Origin of the sequence: Actinokineospora auranticolor (assembly GCF_041897805.1) — a bacterium.
In the GTDB taxonomy this organism is placed as follows: domain Bacteria; phylum Actinomycetota; class Actinomycetes; order Mycobacteriales; family Pseudonocardiaceae; genus Actinokineospora; species Actinokineospora auranticolor.
Genome location: NZ_CP154825.1, coordinates 1,096,863 through 1,120,521, shown reverse-complemented (window position 1 = coordinate 1,120,521; position 23,659 = coordinate 1,096,863). Strand labels below are relative to the sequence as shown.

The following is a 23,659-nucleotide window of genomic DNA, read 5'->3' as shown; positions in this document are numbered from 1 at the left end:
AGGCGGCAGTTCGATCAGGGCGAGCAGCGGGTGCCCTCGGCGGGCAGGACGAGGTCGGCGAGGTAGGCCGACCCGGCGTCGTCGACGCAGCGGTGGCCCTGCAGGAACGCGGTGTGCTGGGTGGCCTCGTAGGTCAGCAGCCGCCCGCCGAGCGCCTTGGCCAGCGCGACGCCCGCGTCGTAGGGCGTGGCGGGGTCGCCCGTGGTGGAGATGACCAGGACCGGCGCCAGGCCGGTGGCCGTCGGCAGGTGCGGGGTGCTGGTGTTGGGCACCGGCCAGAACGCGCAGGCGTCGAGGCTGTCGGTGGCCGCGGCGCCGTCGTCGAGGAACGGGGCGGCGGTCTTGTAGGCCTGTTGTGCCTCCAGGACGACCGCCCGGTCGGTGATCGGCTTGTCGTCGACGCAGCGCACGGCCGTGAACGCGTCCTGGGTGGTCGTGTACCTGCCGTCGCGGCCGCGCTCCAGGTAGAGGTCGGCCAGCGCCATGAGGGTGCGGGCGCGGTTCTGCTTCAGCTCGTTGAGCCCGGTGTTGAGCGGCTCCCAGAGCTGCTCGGAGTACAGCGCCTGGGTGACGCCGGTGGTGGCGTCGGAGAACGACAGGCGCCTGCCGTCGCCCACCTCGACCGGGCGCTTGGCCAGCGGCCGGACCAGGTCCTGGTACGCGGTCTGCGCGCGGGTCGCGTCGCGGCCGAGCGCGCAGTCCTGCCGCTGCGCGCACCAGGCCACGAAGTCGTCGAACGCGGACTGGAAGCCGCGGGCCTGGGCGACGAGCTCGTCCACGCTGTCCTGGTCGGGGTCGAGGGCGCCGTCGAGGACCATGGCCCGCACGTTCCCCGGGAAGGCCTCCGCGTAGGTGGTGCCGATGCGGGTGCCGTAGGAGTAGCCGAGGTAGCTGAGCTTCTCCTCGCCCAGGGCCGAGCGCAGCACGTCGAGGTCGCGGGCCACGTCGCGGGTGCCGAGGTTGGCCAGCATCGCCGCGCCCTTGCCGGTGCGCTCGGCGCACTTGGCGGCGTAGTCCTTCTCCTCGGACTCGACCTTGGCGACCCCGGCCGCGGAGGTGTCCAGCTCGTCGTCGTCCGCGCGGTCGGCGTCGCGCTCGGCGTCGGTCAGGCAGCGCACGGTGGGTTCGCTGGACCCGACGCCGCGCGGGTCGAAGCCGATGAAGTCGAACCGCTGGTTGAGCGCGCCGACGCCGGAGAGCCGGGCCGCCGTGGCCAGACCCGCGGCGCCGGGACCACCCGGGTTGACGATCAGCGAGCCGATCCGGCGGTCGCCGTCGGCAGCTGATTTGCGCAGGACGCCGATGGTGATGGTGTCGCCGTCGGGCTCGGCGTAGTCGAGCGGGACCCGCAGGTGGGTGCACTGGACGCCCTTGGTCTGGCGCAGGGCCGCGGTGTCGTCGTCGGAGCGGCCGTAGCCGTCGCAGTTCGTCCAGGCCAGCTCCTGGCCGTAGAAACCGGACAGCCCGCCGGGCACCGCGCCGCTGGGCCCGCGCCGCTCGACCTGCGGTTCCTCGGGCTCCGACGAGCAGCCGACCGCGAGGACCAGCAGGATCACCAGGGCACTCGCAGGGCTCTTCCGCACCGCAGTGATCCTGCCGGCCGGATGCGGAACTCACCTGCCGTGCTGCACCGTTAGGTGGCAGGACGAGAATTGCGTCACCGTTCGAGGACGAGGGAAGAGGGACGACCGACGTGGCTGCGTTTCTGACACGGGTCAAGGGCGGGTTCCAGCGACTGCTGGAGCGCCCGTCGACCGTCGACCTCAAGCGGTACTCCGACGTGCTGACCTCGATCGAGTGGCGCGAGGAGCGGGTGGCGAAGCTGTCGGACGCCGAGCTGACCGAGGCCGCCGGGGAACTGCGGGACAAGCTGCGCGACAAGCCGGGCAAGCCGGACGCCCAGGCCATGGTCGAGCTGTGCGCGCTGGGCCGGGAGGCCTCGCGGCGGGCGCTGGAGCAGCGGCCGTACGACATGCAGCTGGTCGGCGCGATGGAGCTGCTGCACGGCCGGGTCGTGGAGATGGGCACCGGTGAGGGCAAGACCCTCGCGGGCGCGCTGGCCGCCGCCGGGTACGCGCTGCAGGGCCGGTCGGTGCACGTCATGTCGGTCAACGACTACCTGGCCCGGCGCGACGCCGAGTGGATGCGGCCGGTGTACGAGCTGCTGGGCGTGTCGGTCGGCTGGGTCGACCAGGAGTCCTCCGCCGAGCACCGGCGCGACGCCTACGGCCGCGACGTCACCTACGGCGCGGTCAGCGAGATCGGCTTCGACGTGCTGCGCGACCGGCTCTGCGTGGACCCCGAGGACCTGGTGCAGCGCACCCCGGACGTGGCGCTGATCGACGAGGCCGACTCGGTGCTCGTCGACGAGGCCAGGGTGCCGCTGGTGATGGCGGGCTCGACCGACGACAACCAGGGCGACCCCGAGGTGGCCGCGGTCGTGCGGACCCTGCGCCCCGGCCAGCACTACGAGCGCGACGAGGACAACCGCAACGCGTGGCTGACCGGCCGCGGTGCCAAGGTCGTGGAGAAGGCCCTCGGCGACATCGACCTCTACTCCGGCGACCACTCCGACCGGCTGGCCGCGGTGAACGCCGCCCTGCACGCGCACGCCCTGCTCCAGCGGGACGTCGACTACATCGTCCGGGACGGCAAGGTCCACCTGATCAACACCTCCCGGGGCCGGATCGCCCTGCTCCAGCGCTGGCCGGACGGGCTGCAGGCGGCGGTCGAGGCCAAGGAGCGGCTCAAGCCGACCGAGAGCGGCGAGATCCTGGACTCCATCTCGGTGCAGGGCCTGGTCGGCCGCTACCAGCGGGTGTGCGGGATGACGGGCACGGCCCAGGCGGTGGCCGAGCAGCTGCGGGAGTTCTACGAGCTGAAGGTCTCGGTGATCCCGCCGAACAAGCCGTGCGTCCGCGAGGACGAGGCCGACCGCGTGTACGACACGATCGACCACAAGGAAACGGCGCTGGTCGCGGAGATCGTCGCCCAGCACGAGACCGGGCGCCCGATCCTGGTCGGCACCATGGACGTCGCCGAGTCCGAGCGCATCGCCGAGAAGCTGACGGCGGCCGGTGTGTCCAGCGTCGTGCTGAACGCGAAGAACGACGCCGAGGAGGCCGCGATCGTGGCCGAGGCGGGCGCGTTGAACGCGGTGACGGTGTCGACGCAGATGGCCGGTCGCGGTACCGACATCCGGCTGGGCGGGGCGGAGGGGACCTCGGACGACCACGACAAGGTCGCCGAGCTGGGCGGTCTGTACGTGATGGGGTGCGGGCACTACCCGAGCAGCCGGTTGGACAACCAGCTCCGGGGCCGGTCGGGGCGCCAGGGCGACCCGGGCGGGTCGGTGTACTTCACCAGCCTGACCGACGACCTGGTCACGCAGTACGCGCCGGACGCCACCGCGGGCACCGAGGCAGACGACGACGGCCGCCACGACGACCCGACGTCCCGCCGGTTCATCGAGCACGCGCAGAAGGTCGCGGAGGGCGTCAACATCGACATCCACCGCAACACGTGGCGCTACACCCGCCTGATCGAGCACCAGCGCGGGCTGGTGCTGGCGTATCGGGATGACGTGCTGCACACCGACCTCGCGGCCAAGCAGCTCGCCGAGCGGCTGCCGGACCGGTGGAAGGAGCTGGGCGAGGACGTCGAGGAGGACGTGCTGGCCCGGGCGGCGCGGCACGTGGTGCTGTTCCACCTCGACCAGCGGTGGTCGCTGCACTTGGCGTTCCTGTCGGACGTCCGGGAGACGATCCACCTGCGGGCGCTGGCGCGCGAGACCCCGATCGACGAGTTCCACCGGGCGGCGATCGCGGAGTTCCGGGGGCTGTTGAAGGAGGTTGGGGACTCGGCGGTGGAGACGTTCGAGGAAGCGACGATCACGGCGGACGGGTTGGACCTGGAGCAGGCCGGGCTGCGGCGGCCGACGTCGACGTGGACGTATCTGGTGCACGACAACCCGTTCGACTCGGACGCGGAGCAGGCGTTGCAGCGGGTCCGGGCGATGTTGAAGAAGGTGAAGACGGCGAAGCGGGCGTGAGCTGGCGACGGCTGAGCGTTGCGTGAGCTGGGCGCGTTGGGTTTGTCCGGCTGTTCGCGGAAAAGATGGGCGGCCTTGATTGAGTGAACTTGCTTTGCGCGGGGCCCCTGCGAGCCTGCGGTGGGGAAGAGCGGCGGGATGGACAAGCCACCCCACCCGCCGGAGAGCTTGGGCAGACTCGCTCCCCCACGCAAAGCAAGTCCACCCAATCAAGGCGTATGACGGGGGCGCGTCGCGTTCTGGGGGGGCTTGGGCTCAAGCGGCGGTTGAGGGGTGGGTCCGGACAAGAGCGGCGAATTGGCGGGTCTGTCGGGCAGGCTGCCGGGACCAGGTCAGGCGGTTGGGCGGGCGGGGCGCTGGCAGTCGGGCAGTCGAAGAGCACGTCACATAGCGAAGTCGCGGAGTGCGGGTGGGTGCGGTGGACGGCTCGCGGCGCTTCCTCTCCTGCCTTTCACCCTGCCGTTCGGCGCTGGTGCCGCGCAGGCAAGCTCCACCCCCGGTGCCGACATCTATCGTGTTCCAAACGGTGGCGGGTCTGACTCCCGTCACATTTTCGCCTCCCAGGCGAAAACATGGTGGAGGATGGTGGCATGCCGCAGCTTCGGATCGCACTCGCGCAGGTCAACCCCACGGTTGGGGACTTGGGGGGCAACTCGGCCATGGTGTCCGCCTGGGTTCGGCGGGCCGTGGAGGGTGGGGCGCACCTGGTGGTGTTCCCCGAGATGGTGTTGACCGGGTACCCGGTGGAGGACCTGGCGCTCCGGGAGTCCTTCGGGGTCGGGTCGCGGGCGGCGCTGCGGGCGTTGGCGAGGGACCTGGCCGACAACGGGTGCGGTGACGTTCCCGTCTTCGTCGGCTACCTCGACCTCGACGAGGTCGGGCCGCGCAACGCCGCCGCCGTGCTGCACGGCGGCGAGATCGTGGCCCGGCAGTACAAGCATCACCTGCCCAACTACGGCGTGTTCGACGAGCGGCGCTACTTCAAGCGCGGGCACGGCCTCGACATCGTCCGCGTGCGCGGGCTCGAGGTCGGCGTGGTGATCTGCGAGGACATCTGGCAGGAGGGCGGCCCGATCGCCGGGCTCGGGCGGGCCGGGGTCGACCTGGTCGTCTCCCCCAACGCCTCCCCGTACGAGCGCAAGAAGGACGACGCCCGGCTCCCGCTGGTCGCGCGGCGGGCCGGTGAAGCCGGGGCGCCCCTGGTCTACGTCAACCAGGTCGGCGGTCAGGACGACCTGGTCTTCGACGGCGACTCCATGGTCGTCGGCACCGACGGCGCGTTGCTGGCGCGGGCGCCGCAGTTCGTCGAGCACCTCATGCTGGTCGACCTCGACCTGCCCGGGGGCGCGGGCAAGACCGATGTCGCCGTCGACGACGAGTTCACCGTCCGGCGCGTGACCGTCTCCGATGAGCCCGTGGCTGCCTACGAGCCGCAGTACCCGCCGACCATCGCCGAGCCGCTGTCCGACGAAGCCGAGGTGTGGGCCGCGCTGGTCACGGGCCTGCGCGACTACGCGCAGAAGAACGGCTTCCGCTCGGTCGTGCTCGGCCTGTCCGGCGGTATCGACTCCGCGGTGGTCGCCGCCCTCTCCGTGGACGCGCTCGGTGCGGACGCGGTCTACGGGGTGTCCATGCCGTCGGTCTACTCCTCCGACCACTCGCGCTCGGACGCGGCCGACCTGGCCGAGCGGACCGGGCTGCACTACAGCGTCCAGCCGATCGCCGCGATGGTGGACGTCTTCGTCAACCAGCTCGGGTTGACCGGTCTCGCCGAGGAGAACGTGCAGGCGCGCTGCCGCGGCGTGACGCTGATGGGGCTGTCCAACCAGCACGGGCACCTGGTGCTGGCCACCGGCAACAAGACCGAGCTGGCCGTCGGCTACTCCACGATCTACGGCGACGCCGTCGGCGGGTTCGCGCCCATCAAGGACGTGCCGAAGACGCTGGTCTGGGAGTTGGCCCGGTGGCGCAACGCCGAGGCGGAGAAGCACGGCGAGACCCCGCCGATCCCGGAGGACTCGATCAGCAAGCCGCCGTCGGCGGAGCTGCGGCCGGGGCAGATGGACTCCGACTCGCTGCCCGACTACGCGCTGCTCGACGCCGTGCTCGACGACTACGTCGAGGGCGACCGCGGTTACGAGGACCTGCTCGCCGCCGGGTTCGCCCCGGAGGTGGTGGACAAGGTCGTGCGGCTGGTCGACCGGGCCGAGTACAAGCGCCGCCAGTACCCGCCGGGCTCGAAGATCAGCTTCAAGGCGTTCGGCCGCGACCGCAGGCTGCCGATCACCAGCGGCTGGCGGGAAGGCGCGAAGCTCCCCGAGTGAGCCGGGAGCGGGCGCGGGCCGGACGGCGGGAGCACGGGACAGCGGCGCGGGTGACAGCGAGACTTCGTCGTCACCCGCGCCGCTCGTTCACCGGTTAGTGTCTCCTCGTGGACTCCACGGCGGGCGAAACCGAGGGATCGGGGATCGACTTCGCGCGCGTGCGCCGCGAGTTCGCGCTGGCGGAGCAGTTCCCCGCAGCCGCGCTCGCCGAGGCGGAGGAGGCGGTGTCCGACGGGCCGCGCGGCGACCGCGAGGACGCCACCGCCATCCCTCTAGTCACTATCGACCCGCCCGGCGCCAAGGACCTCGACCAAGCCGTGTGCATCGAGCGGCGTGGTGCGGGTTATCGCGTCCACTACGCAATCGCGGACCTGGGCGCGTTCGTAGTACCCGGAGGCGCCCTCGACGCCGAAGTGCGTAAGAGGGGCCAAACCATCTACCTGCCCGACGGCAACGTCCCCCTGCACCCGACAACGCTGTCCGAGGGTGCCGCGAGCCTCTTGCCCGACCAGACCACCCCCGCCGCGCTGTGGACGATCGACCTCGACCCGGCAGGCGAACCGACGTCCGCGCGCGTCCGCCGGGCGTGGGTCCACTCGGTCTCCCAGTTCGACTACGAGACGGTGCAGGCCGCCATCGACGCGGGCACCCCGCACCCGTCCGTCGCGCTGCTCAAGGAAGTCGGCAAGCTGCGCCGGGCGGCGGCGCTCACCCGGGGCGCGGTCGAGCTGCAACTGCCCGAGCAGGACGTCGAACCGCACGGCGACCAGTGGCGGCTCGTGGTCCGCACGCGCACCTCGGTCGACGCGTGGAACGCCGAGATCTCCCTGCTCACCGGCATGTGCGCGGCCCGGATCATGCTCGGCGCGGGCATGGGTGTGCTGCGCACCCTGCCCGACCCCGACGACGCCGCCGTCGAGTGGCTGCGCCGCTCCGCGAAGGCGCTGGACATCCCGTGGTCGCGCGAGACCAGCACCGCGCGCCTGCTGGCCGGGCTCGACCCGGCCTCCCCCGCCGCGCTCGCGCTGTTCATGGACGCCACCCGGCTCCTGCGCGGCGCGGGCTACACGGCGTTCGACGGCACCCTGCCCGCCGTCACCACGCACGCGGGCATCGCCGCCCCGTACGCGCACGTCACCGCCCCACTACGGCGGCTGGTCGACCGGTTCGGCACCGAGATCTGCCTGGCCGTGTGCGCCGGTGAGCCGATCCCGGAGTGGGTCCGGGCGGCGCTGCCCGAGCTGCCGGAGCTGATGGAGCGTTCCGACGGCGTGGCCGCCAAGGTGGCCAGGGCGAGTCTGGACCAGGTCGAGGCGTGGGTGCTGGAGAGCCAGGTCGGCGCCGAGTTCGACGCGGTCGTGCTGCGCGCCGAGGCGACCACCGCGGAGATCTTCATCGCCGAACCGCCGGTGCTGGGCCGGTGTGCGGGCGAGGGGCTGCGGGAAGGCGAGTCGGTGCGGGTGCGGCTGGTGGCCGTCGACCCGTCGCGCCGCCGGGTGGCCTTCGAGCGCGCTTGATTCGCCGCTCGGCGAACGCGGCGGTGCGACGAGCGGTAAGCGGACCGCCCGCTCGCTACGGTGCCGTGGGAGGCCGCCGACGGGGCGGACCACCGGTGGAGGGATCGACGTGACGGAGTTGGGACAGCTCAAGGTCGGCGTGCTCGGCGGGACCGGCCCGCAGGGGCGCGGTCTGGCCCTGCGGTGGGCCGGGGCGGGCATCCCCGTGGTGCTCGGCTCGCGCTCGGCGGAGCGGGCCGCGGCCGCCGCCGGTGAGCTGCGGGCGGCCGCGGGCGTCGAGCACGTGACCGGGCTGGACAACGCGGGCTGCGCGGCGGACGCGGACGTGGTGCTGGTCGCGGTGCCCTGGGAGGGGCACGGCGAGCTGCTGGCCGGGCTGCGCGACGAGCTGGTCGGGAAGATCGTCATCGACTGCGTGAACCCGCTGGGCTTCGACAAGCAGGGCCCGTACGCGCTGGCCGTCGAGGAGGGCAGCGCGGCCCAGCAGGCCGAGCAGCTGCTGCCGGACTCGCGGGTCACCGCCGCCTTCCACCACGTCTCGGCGGTGCTGCTCGGCGACCTGGCGGTCGCGGAGGTCGACATCGACGTGCTGGTGCTCGGCGACGACCGCGAGGCCACCGACACCGTGCGCGCGCTGGCCGACGCCATCCCCGGCATGCGCGGCGTCTACGGCGGCAGGCTGCGCAACGCCCACCAGGTCGAGGCGCTCACGGCGAACCTGATCGCGGTGAACCGCCGCTACAAGACCCACGCGGGCGTGCGGGTCACGGGGGTCTGACGGGTGCGCGACGACCTCGGCACGGAGGTCACCGGTCCGGTCACCCGCGTGGTGAGCCTGGTGCCGTCGTTGACGGAGGCGGTGGCGGTGTCCGCGCCCGGGGTGCTCGTCGGCGCCACCGACTACTGCACGCACCCATCCACTCTGGACGTACCGAGGGTCGGCGGCTCGAAGTTCCCGACGGTGGCCGCGATCGAGGAGTTGCGGCCGGACCTGGTGGTCGCCAACACCGAGGAGAACCGGCTAGCGGACGTCGAGGCGCTGCGCGCGGCCGGGATCGCGGTGTGGGTGATGGAGGCGCCGGTCAGCGTGCCCGCGGGTATCGAGTCGACGGCGCGGCTGCTGGCCGCGCTCGGGGCCGAGCCTGCGTGGCTGGGCGAAGCCCGGGAGGTCTGGGCCTCGACGGCGCCCGTGCGGGCCGCGGCGGTCGTGCCGGTGTGGCGCAAGCCGTGGGTGGTGGTCGGTCGGGACACCTTCGCGGGCGACGTGCTGCGGCGGTTGGGCGTGGTCAACGCCTACGCCGAGCACGCCGACCGGTACCCCCGACCGTCGTTGGACGAGCTGAACGCGACGTCGGCCGACCTGGTGGTGCTGCCCGACGAGCCGTACGCGTTCACCGCCGACGACGGGCCGGGTTTCTTCCCCGGCAAGCGGGCCGCGCTGGTCGTCGGCCGCTACCTGACCTGGTACGGGCCGTCGCTGGTCGAGGCCAGGACCGAGCTGGACCGGGCGATCACCGCCGCGTTGACCTGACTCCGGCGGTCAGCCCGCCGGCCGGAACTCGTCGGTCGCGGCCCGCAGCGCCTCCAGCACGCCCGGGTCGCCGGTCGCGTGACCGGCCTGCGGGACGATCGCCAGCCGGGCGTCCGGCCACGCCTGGCGCAGCTCCCACGCGCTGGTGGGCGGGCAGACGACGTCGTAGCGGCCCTGGACGATGCGGCCGGGGATGCCCGCGAGGCGGGGCGCGTCGCGGAGCAGTTGGCCCTCGTCGAGCCAGCCGCCGTGGGTGAAGTAGTGCAGCGCGATCCGCGCGAACGCCACCGCGAACACCGGGTCGGCGTACTGGGCGACCAGGGCCGGGTTCGGCACGAGCGAGACCGTGGCGCCCTCCCAGGTGCTCCACGCGACCGCGGCCCTGGTCCGCACGTCCGGGTCGGGGTCGGTGAGGAGCCGCTGGTAGGCCGCCAGCGGGTCCGCGCCGGGTGGGACCAGCGCGCGGAAGTCGTGCCAGGCCTCGGGGAAGATCGCGCCCGCGCCGCCGCGGTAGAGCCAGTCCAATTCGGACTCGCGAAGCAGGAACACGCCGCGCAGCACCAGTTCGGTCACCCGCTCCGGGTGGCGCTGGGCGTAGGCGATGGCCAGCGTGGCACCCCACGAGCCGCCGAGGACCAGCCACCGGTCGATCCCCAGGTGCGCGCGCAGCCGCTCCAGGTCGGCGACGAGGTGCCAGGTCGTGTTGGCCGTCAGGTCCGCGTCCGGGTCGCTCACGTGCGGGACGCTGCGGCCGGAGCCGCGCTGGTCGACGAGCACGATCCGGTAGGCGGCGGGGTCGAAGTGCCTGCGCTGGACCGGGTTCGTGCCCGCGCCGGGGCCGCCGTGCAGCACGACCGCGGGCTTGCCGTGCGGGTTGCCGCTGACCTCCCAGTAGAGCCGGTGGCCGTCACCGACGTCGAGCAGGCCGCGGTCGTGCGGTTCGATGGCCGGGTAGAGAGAGGTCATGCGCCCATGCTGCCCGAGCGCCTATGGTCGGCGACATGGCAGCACAGTTCGGCAAGGAGACCTCGACGGGCGGCGCGTTCGTCCGCCAACCCAACGCCTTCACCGACCGCGTCACCGCGGACGGCTCGTCGGGTCGACGCCCGGAGGCGGGCCGGTACCGGCTGATCGCGTGCCTGGCGTGCCCGTGGGCGCACCGGGCCATCATCGTGCGCGGCCTGCTCGGCCTGGACGGGGTGATCTCGCTGGGCCTCGTCGACCCGATCCGCGACGACCGCGGCTGGCGGTTCACGCTGGCCGAGGACGGGCGCGACCCGGTGCTGGGGATCGAGTACCTGGCGCAGGCGTACCGCGCGACCGACCCGGACTTCGGCGGACGGGTGACGGTGCCCGCGATCGTCGACGTGGAAACGGGGAAGGTCGTCACCAACGACTACCCGCAGATCACGCTGGACTTCTCGACGGAGTGGGCGGAGTTCCACAAACCGGACGCGCCGGACCTGTACCCGGCCGACCGGCGGGCGGAGATCGACGCCCTGATCGAGCCGATCTTCCACAACGTCAACAACGGCGTGTACAAGGCCGGGTTCGCGACATCGCAGGAGGCTTACGAAGCGGCCTTCACCGCGTTGTTCGCCGAACTGGACACCCTCTCCACGCGTCTTGAGACGTCCCGGTACCTGCTCGGCGACCGGATCACGGAGGTGGACATCCGCCTGTTCACCACCCTGGTCCGCTTCGACGCGGTGTACCACGGCCACTTCAAGTGCAACCGGCAGAAGCTGGCCGAGATGCCGACTTTGTGGGCCTACGCCCGCGACCTGTTCCAGACGCCGGGCTTCGGCGAAACCGTGAACTTCGACCACATCAAACGCCACTACTACGCGACCCACGACCAGATCAACCCGACCAGGATCGTCCCCCTGGGCCCGGACGAATCGGTTTGGCAGGAACCACACGGCCGAGGCTGAGCGGGGCGTCCCACCCGCCTCCAACTCACCGTCCACGGCTCCATCCACATGACCCGGAGTTGTCCAAAGGCCAACGGCGACGGCCAGTTTCACGACCGCGCCGCGATAGAATTGAAAATAGGGGTTCCCCTATTGCGGGAGACCCCTCGCGGGCGTTTACCGGAGAGACGGCCCGATGTGCCGCGCATCTAGCTCAAACCCGTGTTGTGGGCGGCCAAGGCGCGGCCCGCACGGCCATTCCCCGTTCGGCGGCACGATGCGGGACGTGGCGACGCAGCCGGAGGTCCCGGTGCCCGCCCGGGTGGGCGGGCACCGGGATCCGGCTCAGTGGAAGGCGTGTTCGGGGGCGGGGAACTCGCGGCCCCGGACGTCGTCGGCGAAGGCCTTGGCGGCGCCCAGCAGGACGTCGGCGACGTTCGCGTAGCGCTTGACGAAGCGGGGGGCCTTGGCGCGGCGCAGGCCTGCCATGTCCTGCCACACCAGCACCTGGGCGTCGCAGTCCGGGCCCGCGCCGATGCCGACCGTCGGCACCCGCAGTTCGTGGGTGACGCGTTTGGCGACCTCGGCCGGGACCATCTCCATCACGACGGCGAAGGCGCCCGCGTCCTGCAGGGCCACGGCGTCGGCGACGACGGTGTCCCCGGTGTCGCCGCGTCCTTGCACGCGGTAGCCGCCGAGGTTGTGCTCACTCTGGGGGGTGAACCCGATGTGGCCCATCACGGGGATGCCCGCGGTGGTGATCGCCCGGACGTGCGGGGCGAAGGCGGCGCCGCCCTCCAACTTCACGGCGTGCGCCCGGCCCTCCTTCATGAAGCGGATCGCGGTGGTGACCGCCTGTTCAGGTGACACCTGGTAGGAGCCGAACGGCAGGTCGGCTACCACGAGTGCGCTCTTGGTGGCCCGGGTGACCGAGCGGACCAGCGGCAGCAGCTCGTCCACGGTGACCGGGAGCGAGGTGTCGTAGCCGTAGACGTTGTTGGCGGCGGAGTCGCCGACCAGCAGGACCGGGATGCCCGCCTCGTCGAACAACTCGGCGGTGTACATGTCGTACGCGGTGAGCATGGGCCACGGCTCGCCGCGGTCCTTGAGCTCCTGCAGGTGGTGCACGCGGACGCGCTTGCGGGGGTTGCGGCCCGGCTTCGCGGGTCCGGTTCCGTACGGGGCGTCGACCTCGGTGGTGTGCTCAGCGGACATGGCTGGGTTGCACCGTCCTTCCCTCAAGGCCCACGTCGTCGTGGGTCCCTGGGTATGCGCGGATGGGGCTTGCCAACCCAGCGTCGCACCGCGCCGCACGCCCTTCCAGGGCGTTGGGACCGACCTCACAGCCAGGCCGTCAGTCGTCGTCGGAGTCCCAGGCGCGGTCGGCCGCGTCGGCGGCCTTGGTCCGCTCGCGGGCGGTCTGCAACGCTCGTTCGGCTGACGCCCGGTCGGGGTACGGACCGAGCAGGTCGACCGCGCGGCCCCTGGTGCCGTGCTCGACCTGGTTGGTCTTGGTGTTGTAGTACCAGCCGGGGTCCGGGTTGTTGTCCTCGCTCATAGCAACACCTAACCCCAGTTGGGTGACTGCTGCACCGGGAAGCCGCGCGGCGGGGTGTCCTGGTTGGCGTTCATGTGCTGGCTGGGGATCGGGTCGAGGCAGGAGACCAGGACCTCTTGGCGCTCGGGGTTCTCGATCCGGCGGCCGTTGCGCTCGCGGTAGACGAGTTCGCCGTCGGCGTCGATCTCCACCATGCACCCGACCTCGGCCAACTGGTCCTCGTCCAGGTCGACCAGCCGCTCTCGGCGGGAGGGCACCACGCGGTACTCCGGCCAGTCGAGGTGGGCGTAGACCTGGTGGAACTCGTGCAGCAGGTGGACCATGTGCTGCTGCCACGGCAGCGGCATCGCCTCGGCCAGCGAGCGGGGCAGCACCACGTAGCCGTCGCTCACCCCGGGCCGGGGGCCACCACTGGCCAGGAAATCGCGGACCGGGGCGGCGGAGGCCGGTGGTCCGGCGTGGCGGGGGATCGGGCCCGGTGGGTACATGTTCATCTCTCTTCTCACACCCCTGGCCGCACGGCCTGGTTCATCAGCTCGCCCTCGGTCCAGCGGACCGGGCGGATGTGCACCGGGACACCGGTCTGCTGGGCCTCCACGATCTTGCCATCCCCCAGGTACATCGCCACGTGGTGAATCGTGGTGGGGTCGGACTCGTCGTAGGCCCAGAACAGCAGGTCGCCGGGCTGGGCCTGCTCGACGGGCAGCAGCGCGCCCGCCCGGTACTGCTCGCGCGAGGTGCGCGGCAGGCTGATCCCGCCCGCGCGGTAGGACTGGACCATCAGGCTGGAGCAGTCGTACGAGCCCTGCTGGTCGGTGCTGGCGCCCCACACGTACGGCTTGCCTTGCTGGGAGAGCGCGAACTGCATGGCGCCGCCCGCGGCCTGGGTGGGGGCGGGCAGCAGTGCGCCGAAACCGGTGCCGCAGCCGGTGAAGTTCTCGACCTGGCCGAGCGCCCCGATCAGGTGCGCGGCCATCGATTCCCAGCGGTGGTAGCGGTCGGGGAACGCCGAGCGCTCCACGTCCTGCGCCGACTCGCCGGGGCGCTGGGTCTCCCAGTCGGGGACGGCGAGCAGGACGTCGTAGAACTTGTTGATGGCGTAGGTCGGGTTGGTGACCTCTTCCCTGCTGCCCCAGCCCATGGAGGGCCGCATCTGGAAGATGCCGAGCGAGTCGCGGTCGCCGTAGTCGAGGCTGCGCAGACCCGACTCCGTCATCCCGGCCTGGATGGCGACCTGCCACGCGCGGGGGGACAGGTTCCGCTGCTTCCCGATCGAAATGATCATCGCGACGGTGCCGCGCTGCTCGTCGGTGAGGTTCGAGGCGTCACCGGCGCCGGAACCCGCGGGCCCCGTGCTGGACGGGCCGAGCGAGGCGTTGCAGGAGGCCAGCGCGACGGCCTGCGCCCCCTGCGCCTGCTCGTTCTGCACGACCTGCGACACGGCACCCGTGCTGATCACGGTGGTGGCAACCGCGACCACCACCGCACCGATGATCACCGCCGTCTTCATGGGCGGCCCTGTTCGTAGGCGGCGACCTTCCAGCCCATGTTGGTCTCGATGGCGGTGACGTGCACCGTGCCCTGGTCGGTCGGCACCTCGGCCTCGACCGACTTGGCGAACGACGCCTCCGCCCGCACGGGCCCGGTCACCTTCGTGGCCAACACGTTGGCCGGGTCAACCGAAGCCATGACCGCCGCGTACTCCTCGGTCATGTACGGCCGCAACCGCGCCAACCACTCCTGCGCCGACCCGTCGTGGTTGACCCACTGCTCGGCCCACTGCCGCACGACCTCAAGCGCGGGCGCGGGCGCGACCCCCCGCGAACTGGTCGGGGAGGGCGTGGAGGTGAGCCGGGTGGGCAGGGGGGACGTGGTCGTGAGAACGCTGGGCGTGGGCACGAGCGAGGTAACCCCCGGCGGCGCCGCCGCCCCGGCAGGCACCTGGGGCGCGGCCTTGGCCCCGATCAGCTTGGGCACGACGATGCCGGCGGCGGTGAGGACCAGGGCAGCTAAGAAAACAGCCACCCCAAGATGCCGGGGCGAGCGCAGGGGCCAACCCCACAACTTCCGGTAGACGGCCGCCCGCCCCCGATTAGTCCGAATCGGCACCGGACCTCACCCCCTCAACGCCTCTGCCCGGAGAATCCCGAGCGAGCCGACCTGCCGTGCCACCGGAACGGATCACGTCACCTCACCACCGAGTCGGTATCGCGCGGCCCGTCGTGCAACGGCATCCGCCGGGCCTGACGCGGCGCGTTCTCCACTCGCCGGGGCGCGTTGTCCGCCACCTCGAGTCCCCGCGACGGCCGGTAAACCACGTGCACCGGTCGCCCGGCCACCATCTCCACCTCGGCGACCCGAGGAGTCGGGGTCCCCTGGACCTCCACCGGCGTCTCGAACTCACCCCGCCGACTCGGCACCATCGACGGGATCACCACGGCGTCCTCACCGCGGTCCCACCCTCGATCGGCGACCGGCACGGTGTCGACGACCCGACTGCTCCGGCTACCGCCGATGGCCAACCGCGCCGAACCGGGCTGTCCGGGGAGCCCGTCGAGCACCAGTTCCCCCTGCCCACCGGACTTGCCTGCCTCGATGCCGGGCCGACTCCCCCCGATGGCCTGCCCGGGCCTGGGCGGTCGCCGCACGTCCAACCGCTCCGCGTGCACCGTGACCGGGTTGCTGGCCTCCGGGCGCGGGCGCCGCCCACCGGTCGGCACGAGCGAACCCTCGGTCTCCTCGTTCTCCCGGACATTCGCCCAGAAGTCGTCCTGCGGCGTCGGCCCCTGCTGCTTGTTCCGCCGGAATCGGGAGAAGATCCCCCCGCCGACCCCCGGCATCGTCGCTCCGGCGGCGCCAACCGACAGCTCCAGCATCTGCCACATCCGCCGGGCGGGCCGCCCGACCACGAAGAACACCAGCGTCACGATCGCCGCCAACAGCATCTGCGTCAGCAGCGACAGCTTCGCGTCCGGCGAGAAGATCAGCTCAAGGAACTTGAAGTGGATCCCGGCCAGGATCGCGAGCACGAGCACGTTGAGCACGACGGCACCGACGGCACGCCCGACCTTGCGCAGGATGTCGTGGTGCACGAGCGCCACCAACCCGATCACAGGGGCAGCGAGCGCCAGGATGCGCAGCAGCAATTGCGCCAGCAGCACCGCGAGCTTGGCGAACAGTTGGAAGACCGAGTAGACGATCGCCTGGAACAGCGCGAGCATGCCCGAACCCGTCCGGCTGCCATCCGTGCCCTTGAAGTAGCCGGTGGCGGGACCGAGCTGGGTGGCGATCGCTTTGTATTCGCTCTTCTTGGCCTGCTCCGCCGCATTATCCGCGTCCCGGTGCTTCAGCAGGTCTTCTCGTGACCACGCCTGGGCCTCCAACAATCGCGGACCGAAATCGGTGGCCTGCGGACTGTCAGGGCTGCCGAACTCGCCGCGCAACCAGTTCTCGTAGACGATCTTGGTATGCAGGCTGGTCGGCAGGATTTCCTCCGCGTCTCGATCCTCTTGTGGATCGACAAAGCCCGCCTGAATACCCGTGGTGATTCGAACGATTGTGTCATCAATACGGTCGTAGTTGGCGATCAGGACCGCGGACGAGGCGGCGAGCCACATTCCTGCGAACGCCAACATCGCGCGTTTGCTTACGGTCGCAAGATCGCCACGCCAGATCTGCCGGAAGAGCAACACGGCCAGGACCAGCATGAACAGACTGAAGAGCTGGGTGTAGATGTTGTTGAAAACAGCATCGGCCGCCTTGCCGATCTGGTCGTTGAGCCCGCCCAACACGCCACCGGCCGCCAGCGTGTAGTGCAGCGAGTTGGTAGCTCCGACAATATTCTTGGCGACGTTGAAAAGTTCGTTGCCCGACCAGTTGTCGATCGTCGACCCGGGGTCCGCGACACCATTCGGAACGATTCCGCCACAAGAATCGTCATAGACATGCCAAACCATCCCGGCGTAGCCGTACTTCCAATACGGCCCGTTCGGTTCACCGTTGCCCAGTGGGGGGTCCAATGCGCCGACCATGCCGGTGCCGGGGCGTTCCGGGTTGGGGACGCAGGAGTCGTTGGTCTGGGCCATGGCTGGGCCTGCCAGGAAGACCTGGAAGCCCAATACTCCCACGACGGCGAGCATGGACAGTGCGCGGCGGGAGAGCGTTTGGCCGCGTTGTCTCCTGCGCCGCCACACCGCGGTGAGCAGCATGGCGGCGGCCGCCACCGCGAGTGTCGTCATCGGACGTCCTCGGTGTTCGAGGTCGTGGCGATTAACCGCGCGACGCGCACCGGGGTGGCGGTCATGCCGCGTCCTCGCGGCCGGGTTTCTTGGGGCGGTCCGGGTTTTCCGGCGGGGGGCCGCCGGGGACGGGTTCGACTATGAAGTCCTCTTCGGTGAGCCCCAACTCGAATTCGGCGGCCCGCTCGAATTCCTCGTCCGTCGGCATCGACTCCGACGTCGGGTACTCCGGCTCCGGCGGCGTGGGTACGTGCCGCTCCTGCGACTCCGCGAGCAGTTGGCGGGCCGATTCGCGTTGGGCGTCCGGGGTGGTGTCCATGACGGCCCGCAGGTGGTCGAGGTGGGCGCCGGAGAGGTCGATGCGGATTCGCTCGACTCCGCCTGCTCCGTCGCCGAAGATGAACTGGCGCGGGGCCGTGTCGCGCTCCACCATGCCCCGGTGGACGCCCGGGCGGCGGCCGAGGCTGGCGACGACCTGTTCGTACCCGGCGCCGACGGGGACCTTGAGCAGGCGCAGGGCGTCGGCTTGGGCTTGGTCGTCGTCGAGGCGTCCGATGAAGACGGAGTCGAGGAGGGCTACGAAGCCCTGGATCTTGAGGAAGTCGGCCGGGATCTGGGACGACAGGAGGACTCGGACGTTCCACTTGCGGGAGTCGCGGGCGAACCGGTTCATCAGGACGCGACCCGTGGGGACTTCGGAGAGGAAGAACGCCTCGTCGATCCAGACGCCCTTGCGCATGTCCTTGGGGCGGTCGTAGATGGACCGCTGGGTGAGCCAGGCGGCCAGGTTGAGCATCTCGACGCCCAAGGCCTCGGCGTCGGTCCAGTGTTCGCGGGCCACACCGTCCTTGGGGAGGGTCAGGCCCGCCATGGTCAGCACGGTCATGCGGTCGTCGCGCTGCTCGTCGTACGGGTCGGCGCCGCGTTCCGGGATGAGCAGCGACATGCGCTCCTTCATCTCGTCGAGAAAGTCGGCGACGACGACGGCGTGCTCGCGGTGTTCGCTGGCGTCGCGCCGCAGCGCGTCGAAGACCAGGCTCGGGTCGGCGTCGACCCGGCCGCCGACCGTGCGGACCGCGCGCAGCAGCACGATCCGGCTCTGCGGCAGCCGCGCGACCTCGTAGGGCAGCAGACCGGACAGGACGTCGAGCACGAGCCGACGGCGGGTCGCGGCCGCCAAGGCCTTCTCGCGGCGCCAGGCCCGTTCCGGGTCCTCGTCGTCGAGGAAGTGGTCGATCTTCGGTTCGGCCACCACGCGGTACGGGTTGAGAATCCCGGCCTGCGCGTTCAGGAGGTTGATCGGCCGCGCGTACGGCCGCAGCTCGGGCAGTTCGCACAACCGGGCCAGCGGACCCGACGGGTCGAGGATCGTCCAGTGCGCACCCGCGCGCAGTGTCTTGTAGACGATGCCGCCGCCGAGGAACGACTTACCACCACCGAGCCCCGCGACCATCGCGGTCAACCCGGAGCCGTCCCGGATCTCCTGCGCCATCCACGGATCCCAGGCGACCGGGCGACGGGTCGCGGTGCAGGTCTCGCCGAGCAGGATCCCCCGCCGGTCACCCACTTCCGCCGTCGCGGTGGGAACGGCGGACGCCGCCCACACCACCGACCCGCGGCGCAGGTACGCCGAGGACGCCAGCGGCTCCCCCGGGATGAACTCCCGCGCCATCGCGTACTGCGCCTCGGGGTGCTCGATCGCGACCTTCGGCTTGTAGAGGTCGAGCAGCTGTTGAGCCAACCGCAGCGCGTCCCGCTCGGACGGACCGGACACCGCGAGCCGCCACCACGAGCGGACGCGGGTGGCCAGCGCGGTGAAGCCGGAGGTCATCTCGTCGTCGATCTCCAGCACCCGCGACGCCTGCCGGGCCAGCGACTGCGGCGGCTCCAGCTCGTGCTCGTCGGTGTAGTGCTTGACCTGCGACCGCACCTTGTTCATCTGCCGCTGGAGTTCGCCCTGGACCTCTTCGGGCTTGCGCACGTAGATCCGGGCCGACCACTCCACCGACGCGGGCAGCCGGTCCGCGCGCTGCACCCACGGGTCGTCGATCTCCGGGATCTGCAAGCCGTGCATCATGCCCACGGTCAGCACCGTCACGTGCCGGGTGACGCCCGCGTTGGACCCGGTTCGTCCACGCACGGTGACGGTCGGCGAGTACGGGTCCTGGTGGAAGTCCGCGGCGTCGGTGAAGCTGGCCAGGTCCTCGGGTTCCCAGGCGGCACCGGGCACCGCGGGCATGTTGCGCGGCGCGGGCAGGCCCAGCGAGCAGGACCGGTGCATCAGCCAGGACATCTCCTCGGCCGTCGCGGGCCGACCCTCCAGTCCGGCCGACCCGATCACCTGGTCGAGGTGCTCGACCTCGCTCTCGATCGCCAGCAGTTCGGCGTCGACCGCGTCCGGGAACACCTTGCGCAGCAACGGGGCCGCGCGTTCGACGGCGCGGTCGACCACGTTGCGGGTCTGCACCTGGACTCCCAGGTAGACCTCTTTCTCGGCCATGGACCGGCCGAGGAGTTGCTGCTGCTCACCGATGAGGTAGTCGTCGAAGCTCAGCGCGCCCGGCACGTCCGGCAGCCGGTTGACCGCGTTGTGCACGTGCGCCTCGGCCCACATGCGGATCGGGTACGGGCGGGTGGTGACCCGCAGGTGCATCCAGCGGCCCGCGAGTTCGGCGTACTGGCCCGCGATCGCCGCGATCAGGTCCTGGCGCTGGGAGTCCGAGCGGAACGACCAGCGCTGCGGCGCCAGCCGGTACCAGGCGTAGACGTCGGTGCCGGTGCGCAGCAGGTGCCCGTCGATGGTGCGGGCCGCGATCTCCGGGGTGTAGCTGGGGATGCCCTGCTCGCCGGGCAGCCGCTTGCCGCGCTTGCGGGGGGCCGGGGCCTGCTGGTACCGCGCGCTGTGCCGGGTGCGGCCCGGCTGTTGACCTCGGTCGTGCGGATGTCCCGCCGGATGTGGCGCGAGCGCGTCCTGCTCGCGCTTACGGCGTCCGAACACCGCTGACCTCCCTGTTCCTCTGCTTCTGGGTCTTCTTGGCCGTCCGCTTGCCGGGTCGCGGCTGCCGGGTCGCGCCCGCCGCGCGGGCCTCACGGGCCTTGCGGCGGGCTTCCTCGGCGCGGCGCGCGTTCTTGGCCCGGCCGCGGTCGGAGCCGCGGGGCTTGCGGCGCGGTAATTCCGCGCGCACCCGCACGCCCGCCGCGCTGACCGCGCCGCCGGTGCCGGTGGTCTGCTCGCGCGGGGTGTTCAGCTCGCGCAGCCACATGGTCAGCACGGCGCCGAGCGGGCGCTCGTGGCTGATCCGCGAGCAGATCACCATGGTGAGCGCGACCGTGGCCACCAGGCCCCAGGCGAAGGACCAGAACAGTCCCACCCCGACGTTGCGCAGCACCGTCAGTGCGATGAGGAAGACGACGGTGCCCACGCCCCAGGCCACATACCGGGCGCGCCACGGGAAAGTGGCCTTGGGTGGACCGAGCCAGACGGCGTCGACCCGGTAGACCTCGTCGTCGGTGCGTATCCGCACGTCAGTTCACCGGGCCTGTTCAGCCGGTGAACAGGCCGGCGATCCACCGGCCGATGCCCTCGCCCGCGTTGGTCACCGCGAGGCCGATGATGGCCAGCGCCACGATGACGCCGCCGAGCCTGCGCATGACACCCGCGTTGTCCCCCTTGCCGCCGCCGAGCCAGAGCAGCAGCAGCGCCACCACCAGGAGCAGGAGCGGGATGATGTTTTCCAGGATCCAGGTGCGCAGGCCGCCGGTGTTGACCTCGGTCTGGGTTGGTTGCTGCTGGGCGAGGTCGACGAGGGCGGCAAGGGTCGGGGTAGTCATCTCGATCTCCCAAGTGCGCGGGAGCCGTCGGGGCGTCGAGCTCCACGCGCGGCAGGTCTGTGCTGTGCCCGTCGAGTACAGCACGAAGGGCACAGGATTGTCATTACCAACAGTAGTTAGGAGGTCGCGTTCCGTAGGACCAAGCGCCTTCCTCCGTCGGGTGCGGCTGCCATCTGACCACACCATCATCATCCGGAGAGAGCCGGTCAGAACCCACGACCACCCGATTTTCCTAGTCCGCCGGGTGTTTCACCCGAGCGCGCGATCATCGTTCACCCTCAGTGACGCAACTCACAGGGTATACCCGGGCGCGACGCGTGCGAAATTACTCCAATCGGTGTAGGTCTGCCCGGCATCGGGCAAGCGTCGGTAGGGCGGGCGAGCCGACGCCATAAGCCGGATCCTGTTCCCAGGGCGAGCCCTGGGTGGCGACCATCCATCTAGACCTGCCGTCGCCGGCAGGTTCGTGCGGCCTACCCGCAGACTCGGGCGGGCCGCCCTCGGACGTCTGCGCAGGAGCCTCGCGGCTCCCTCTTGGCCTTGCTCCGGGTGGGGTTTACCTAGCCGCCCCGGTCACCCGGGGCGCTGGTGGTCTCTTACACCACCGTTTCACCCTTACCAGGTGGACTCGGATGGCCCGATCCACCGGCGGTCTGTTCTCTGTGGCACTGTCCCGCGAGTCACCTCGGGTTGCCGTTAACAACCACCCTGCCCTGCGGAGTCCGGACTTTCCTCGTCGGTGGGTCACACCGCCGCGGCCGCCCGGTCGACTCGCCCGCGAGATCAGGATACGGGGGTCCACTTCGCGGTCCGCACGTCCCATGGCGTGGACGCCGTTGAGCCCACCCGCACGTCCCTGATCTACTCGGCGCATGTCCGGTGACCGTGTCCTCACCCGGCGCAGATACGTGGACTTCCTCCTCTTCGCGGGCGGGACCTGTTCGAGCTGACCGCACCAGTCAGCCACCGCGAACGCTCACCACACCTGGAGGGGACCATGGGCTCGATCCTGATCATTTCCGGCAGCCCGGCGCCGACCGCGCGGGCCGGGATCCTCGTCACCCACACGGCGGACCACCTGCGCACGTTGGGACACCAAGTGTCCGTGCTGCGGGTCAGAGACCTGCCGACCGTGGCGCTGCTGGCGGAGGACACCACCGACCCGGCCATCTCGGCGGCGATGGCGTCGGTGGCCGCAGCCGACGGGATCGTCGTCGCCAGCCCGGTCTACCGGGCCGCGTACAGCGGTCTGGTGAAGTCGCTGCTGGACCTGCTGCCCGCCGGGGCGTTGGCGGGCAAGGCGGTGCTGCCGTTGGCGACCGGTGGGACGCAGGGGCACCTGGTGGCGATCGACGGCGTGCTGCGGCCGCTGCTGTTCGCCATGGGGGCGACGAAGGTGCTGGCCGGGCACTTCGTGCTGGACCAGATGATCGCCGACGAGCGGGAGGGCGCGCACGTGCGCCCCCTGGCCGCGGCGGCGCTGGGTGAAGTGGTGCTGAACTTCTCCGAAACCGTCCGCCGCAGGCGCCCCGCGGTCGTCCCGCTCACCGGCTGACGCGCCGGACCGGACCCGGCAGGCGCGTCAGACCGAATGCGGGGCCGCGCGTCAGACCAGGTGCGAGGTGTCGTTGACCAGGCGGACGGAGGCGTTGTCGTCGGGGTAGAACTCGACGATCGACAGCGACGCCAGGTCCAGGTGCAGCCGGTAGAGCAGGGACGGCCCGACGTCGAGGCCCAGCCGCAGCAGCGCCTTGATCGGCGTCACGTGGCTGACCACCAGGACGGTCCGCTCCGGGTACGCCCCGACCAGTTCGTCCCGGAACGCCCGAACCCGCTCGTGCACCCGGTCGAAGCTCTCCCCGCCCGGCGGGGGGACCGACGTGTCCGCCAGCCACCTGGCGTGCAGCTCGGGGTCGCGCTCGACGGCCTGCGCGAACGTGAGCCCTTCCCACGACCCGAAGTCCGTCTCGATCAACGCGTCGTCAACGCGCACCCGGCCCCCGGTGGCCGCGGCGACCGCAGCCGCCGTGCTCGTCGCCCGGGACAGCGGCGAGGCCAGGATCGGCGTGTCCGCGTCGATCCCGTCCAGCTTGGCGATCCGCCGAGCCGCCGCCTCGGCCTGCGCCTGACCGTGGTCGGTCAGCGGGACGTCGCCGCGCCCCGAGTACCGCCGGTCGACCGACATCTCGGTTTGCCCGTGCCGCAGCAGCAGGATCTTCGTCGGCGCGCCGAGCGCCCCCGACCACGCGGCGGGTGAGGTGCGGGCCGCCTGGCGGTTCACCGCCTCGCCGTCCATGGCCTGGTTGGCCAGCTTGTCGGCCCGGTGGTTCTGCGCGCGCGGGATCCAGGTGTAGGAGATCCGGGCGAAACCGGAAGCGATTTCACGTGCTTCCCCAGACAACGGCCGCATCGACGGGTGCTTGACCTGCCAGCGCCCGGCCATCTGCTCGACCACGAGCTTCGAGTCCATCCGGACCTCGACGGCGTCCGCGCCGAGCTCGGCCGCCGCGCGCAGCCCGGCGATCAGCCCCTTGTACTCGGCCACGTTGTTCGTGGCCACCCCGATCGCCTCGGCCCGTTCCGCCAGCACCGCGCCGGTCTCGGCGTCGAGCACGAGCGCGCCGTACCCGGCGGGCCCGGGGTTGCCCCGCGACCCGCCGTCGGCTTCGACAATGACCCTCACCGCGGACCACACA

At 71.3% G+C, this 23,659-nt stretch carries 19 protein-coding genes and 1 other RNA gene; 7 read left to right on the top strand and 13 right to left on the bottom strand.

Annotated features, from left to right (window positions below; translation table 11 throughout):
* Nucleotides 1-14: 14 nt before the first annotated feature.
* Nucleotides 15-1,583 (bottom strand): alpha/beta hydrolase, encoded by a 1,569-nt coding sequence (locus V5P93_RS05540; RefSeq protein WP_104482714.1) that lies wholly within the window; start codon nt 1,581-1,583, stop codon nt 15-17.
* Between the two features lie 110 nt (nt 1,584-1,693).
* Here V5P93_RS05540 and secA2 point away from each other — a divergent pair, with 110 nt between their 5' ends.
* From secA2 to V5P93_RS05515, 5 genes are all read left to right on the top strand, one after another.
* The gene (gene secA2 / locus V5P93_RS05535; RefSeq protein ID WP_104482715.1) at nt 1,694-4,051 is read left to right on the top strand and encodes an accessory Sec system translocase SecA2; all 2,358 of its coding nucleotides are present in this window, start codon (nt 1,694-1,696) and stop codon (nt 4,049-4,051) included.
* 590 nt (nt 4,052-4,641) lie between these two features.
* The gene (locus tag V5P93_RS05530) at nt 4,642-6,375 is read left to right on the top strand and encodes an NAD+ synthase (RefSeq protein ID WP_104482716.1); all 1,734 of its coding nucleotides are present in this window, start codon (nt 4,642-4,644) and stop codon (nt 6,373-6,375) included.
* Between the two features lie 107 nt (nt 6,376-6,482).
* Entirely contained in the window at nt 6,483-7,892 is a 1,410-nt protein-coding gene (locus tag V5P93_RS05525; protein WP_104482717.1) for an RNB domain-containing ribonuclease, read from the top strand.
* A gap of 103 nt (nt 7,893-7,995) precedes the next feature.
* A complete protein-coding gene (gene npdG, locus V5P93_RS05520; protein ID WP_374066431.1) occupies nt 7,996-8,670 on the top strand; it encodes an NADPH-dependent F420 reductase in 675 nt (224 codons plus the stop codon).
* Between the two features lie 3 nt (nt 8,671-8,673).
* A complete protein-coding gene (locus tag V5P93_RS05515; RefSeq protein ID WP_104482719.1) occupies nt 8,674-9,423 on the top strand; it encodes a helical backbone metal receptor in 750 nt (249 codons plus the stop codon).
* 9 nt (nt 9,424-9,432) lie between these two features.
* Here the strand turns inward: V5P93_RS05515 and pip are convergent, their stop codons facing one another.
* Nucleotides 9,433-10,389, bottom strand: a complete 957-nt coding sequence (pip, locus tag V5P93_RS05510) for a prolyl aminopeptidase (protein WP_104482720.1) — start codon at nt 10,387-10,389, stop codon at nt 9,433-9,435.
* A 35-nt stretch (nt 10,390-10,424) separates the two neighbouring features.
* Between pip and V5P93_RS05505 the strand changes: the two genes are divergently transcribed.
* On the top strand, nt 10,425-11,357 hold the full coding sequence (locus V5P93_RS05505) for a glutathione S-transferase family protein (protein WP_104482771.1): 933 nt from the start codon (nt 10,425-10,427) through the stop codon (nt 11,355-11,357).
* Nucleotides 11,358-11,681: 324 nt separating this feature from the next.
* Here V5P93_RS05505 and panB read toward each other — a convergent pair whose 3' ends face one another.
* From panB to rnpB, 10 genes are all read right to left on the bottom strand, one after another.
* Nucleotides 11,682-12,551, bottom strand: coding sequence for a 3-methyl-2-oxobutanoate hydroxymethyltransferase (panB, locus tag V5P93_RS05500; RefSeq protein WP_104482721.1), 870 nt, complete (start codon nt 12,549-12,551; stop codon nt 11,682-11,684).
* Nucleotides 12,552-12,690: 139 nt separating this feature from the next.
* Complete coding sequence (locus V5P93_RS05495) at nt 12,691-12,894, bottom strand: hypothetical protein (RefSeq protein WP_104482722.1); 204 nt, start codon at nt 12,892-12,894, stop codon at nt 12,691-12,693.
* Nucleotides 12,895-12,902: 8 nt separating this feature from the next.
* Complete coding sequence (locus V5P93_RS05490; protein ID WP_342752322.1) at nt 12,903-13,388, bottom strand: hypothetical protein; 486 nt, start codon at nt 13,386-13,388, stop codon at nt 12,903-12,905.
* 8 nt (nt 13,389-13,396) lie between these two features.
* A complete protein-coding gene (locus V5P93_RS05485; protein ID WP_104482723.1) occupies nt 13,397-14,404 on the bottom strand; it encodes a C40 family peptidase in 1,008 nt (335 codons plus the stop codon).
* Entirely contained in the window at nt 14,401-14,919 is a 519-nt protein-coding gene (locus V5P93_RS05480; RefSeq protein ID WP_342752323.1) for a hypothetical protein, read from the bottom strand. The genes V5P93_RS05485 and V5P93_RS05480 overlap by 4 nt, the downstream gene beginning before the upstream one ends.
* Nucleotides 14,920-15,080: 161 nt before the next feature.
* Nucleotides 15,081-17,132 carry a magnesium transporter gene (locus tag V5P93_RS05475; protein WP_245931690.1) on the bottom strand — a complete coding sequence of 684 codons (2,052 nt, stop codon included), beginning with the start codon at nt 17,130-17,132 and terminating at the stop codon, nt 15,081-15,083.
* Nucleotides 17,133-17,193: 61 nt separating this feature from the next.
* Nucleotides 17,194-19,986 (bottom strand): ATP-binding protein, encoded by a 2,793-nt coding sequence (locus tag V5P93_RS05470; protein ID WP_245931695.1) that lies wholly within the window; start codon nt 19,984-19,986, stop codon nt 17,194-17,196.
* 127 nt (nt 19,987-20,113) lie between these two features.
* Nucleotides 20,114-20,656 (bottom strand): hypothetical protein, encoded by a 543-nt coding sequence (locus V5P93_RS05465; RefSeq protein ID WP_181043864.1) that lies wholly within the window; start codon nt 20,654-20,656, stop codon nt 20,114-20,116.
* A gap of 19 nt (nt 20,657-20,675) precedes the next feature.
* Nucleotides 20,676-20,963: a hypothetical protein gene (locus tag V5P93_RS05460; RefSeq protein WP_104482726.1), complete on the bottom strand. Its 288-nt coding sequence runs from the start codon at nt 20,961-20,963 to the stop codon at nt 20,676-20,678.
* A gap of 375 nt (nt 20,964-21,338) precedes the next feature.
* Nucleotides 21,339-21,737, bottom strand: an RNA gene (rnpB, locus tag V5P93_RS05455) — RNase P RNA component class A.
* A 223-nt stretch (nt 21,738-21,960) separates the two neighbouring features.
* Between rnpB and ssuE the strand changes: the two genes are divergently transcribed.
* Complete coding sequence (gene ssuE, locus V5P93_RS05450) at nt 21,961-22,518, top strand: NADPH-dependent FMN reductase (protein ID WP_104482727.1); 558 nt, start codon at nt 21,961-21,963, stop codon at nt 22,516-22,518.
* A gap of 51 nt (nt 22,519-22,569) precedes the next feature.
* On the opposite strand, the gene V5P93_RS05445 is transcribed toward ssuE, so the two are convergent.
* Nucleotides 22,570-23,646, bottom strand: a complete 1,077-nt coding sequence (locus tag V5P93_RS05445; RefSeq protein ID WP_104482773.1) for a bifunctional RNase H/acid phosphatase — start codon at nt 23,644-23,646, stop codon at nt 22,570-22,572.
* Nucleotides 23,647-23,659: the final 13 nt, after the last annotated feature.

Coding starts and splice junctions, on each gene's coding strand:
- V5P93_RS05530 (WP_104482716.1), top strand. CDS start 4,642: ATGCCGCAGCTTCGGATCGCACTCGCGCAGGTCAACCCCACGGTTGGG.
- V5P93_RS05490 (WP_342752322.1), bottom strand. CDS start 13,388: ATGAACATGTACCCACCGGGCCCGATCCCCCGCCACGCCGGACCACCG.
- V5P93_RS05505 (WP_104482771.1), top strand. CDS start 10,425: ATGGCAGCACAGTTCGGCAAGGAGACCTCGACGGGCGGCGCGTTCGTC.
- panB (WP_104482721.1), bottom strand. CDS start 12,551: ATGTCCGCTGAGCACACCACCGAGGTCGACGCCCCGTACGGAACCGGA.
- V5P93_RS05475 (WP_245931690.1), bottom strand. CDS start 17,132: ATGACGACACTCGCGGTGGCGGCCGCCGCCATGCTGCTCACCGCGGTG.
- ssuE (WP_104482727.1), top strand. CDS start 21,961: ATGGGCTCGATCCTGATCATTTCCGGCAGCCCGGCGCCGACCGCGCGG.
- V5P93_RS05495 (WP_104482722.1), bottom strand. CDS start 12,894: ATGAGCGAGGACAACAACCCGGACCCCGGCTGGTACTACAACACCAAG.
- V5P93_RS05460 (WP_104482726.1), bottom strand. CDS start 20,963: ATGACTACCCCGACCCTTGCCGCCCTCGTCGACCTCGCCCAGCAGCAA.
- pip (WP_104482720.1), bottom strand. CDS start 10,389: ATGACCTCTCTCTACCCGGCCATCGAACCGCACGACCGCGGCCTGCTC.
- V5P93_RS05485 (WP_104482723.1), bottom strand. CDS start 14,404: ATGAAGACGGCGGTGATCATCGGTGCGGTGGTGGTCGCGGTTGCCACC.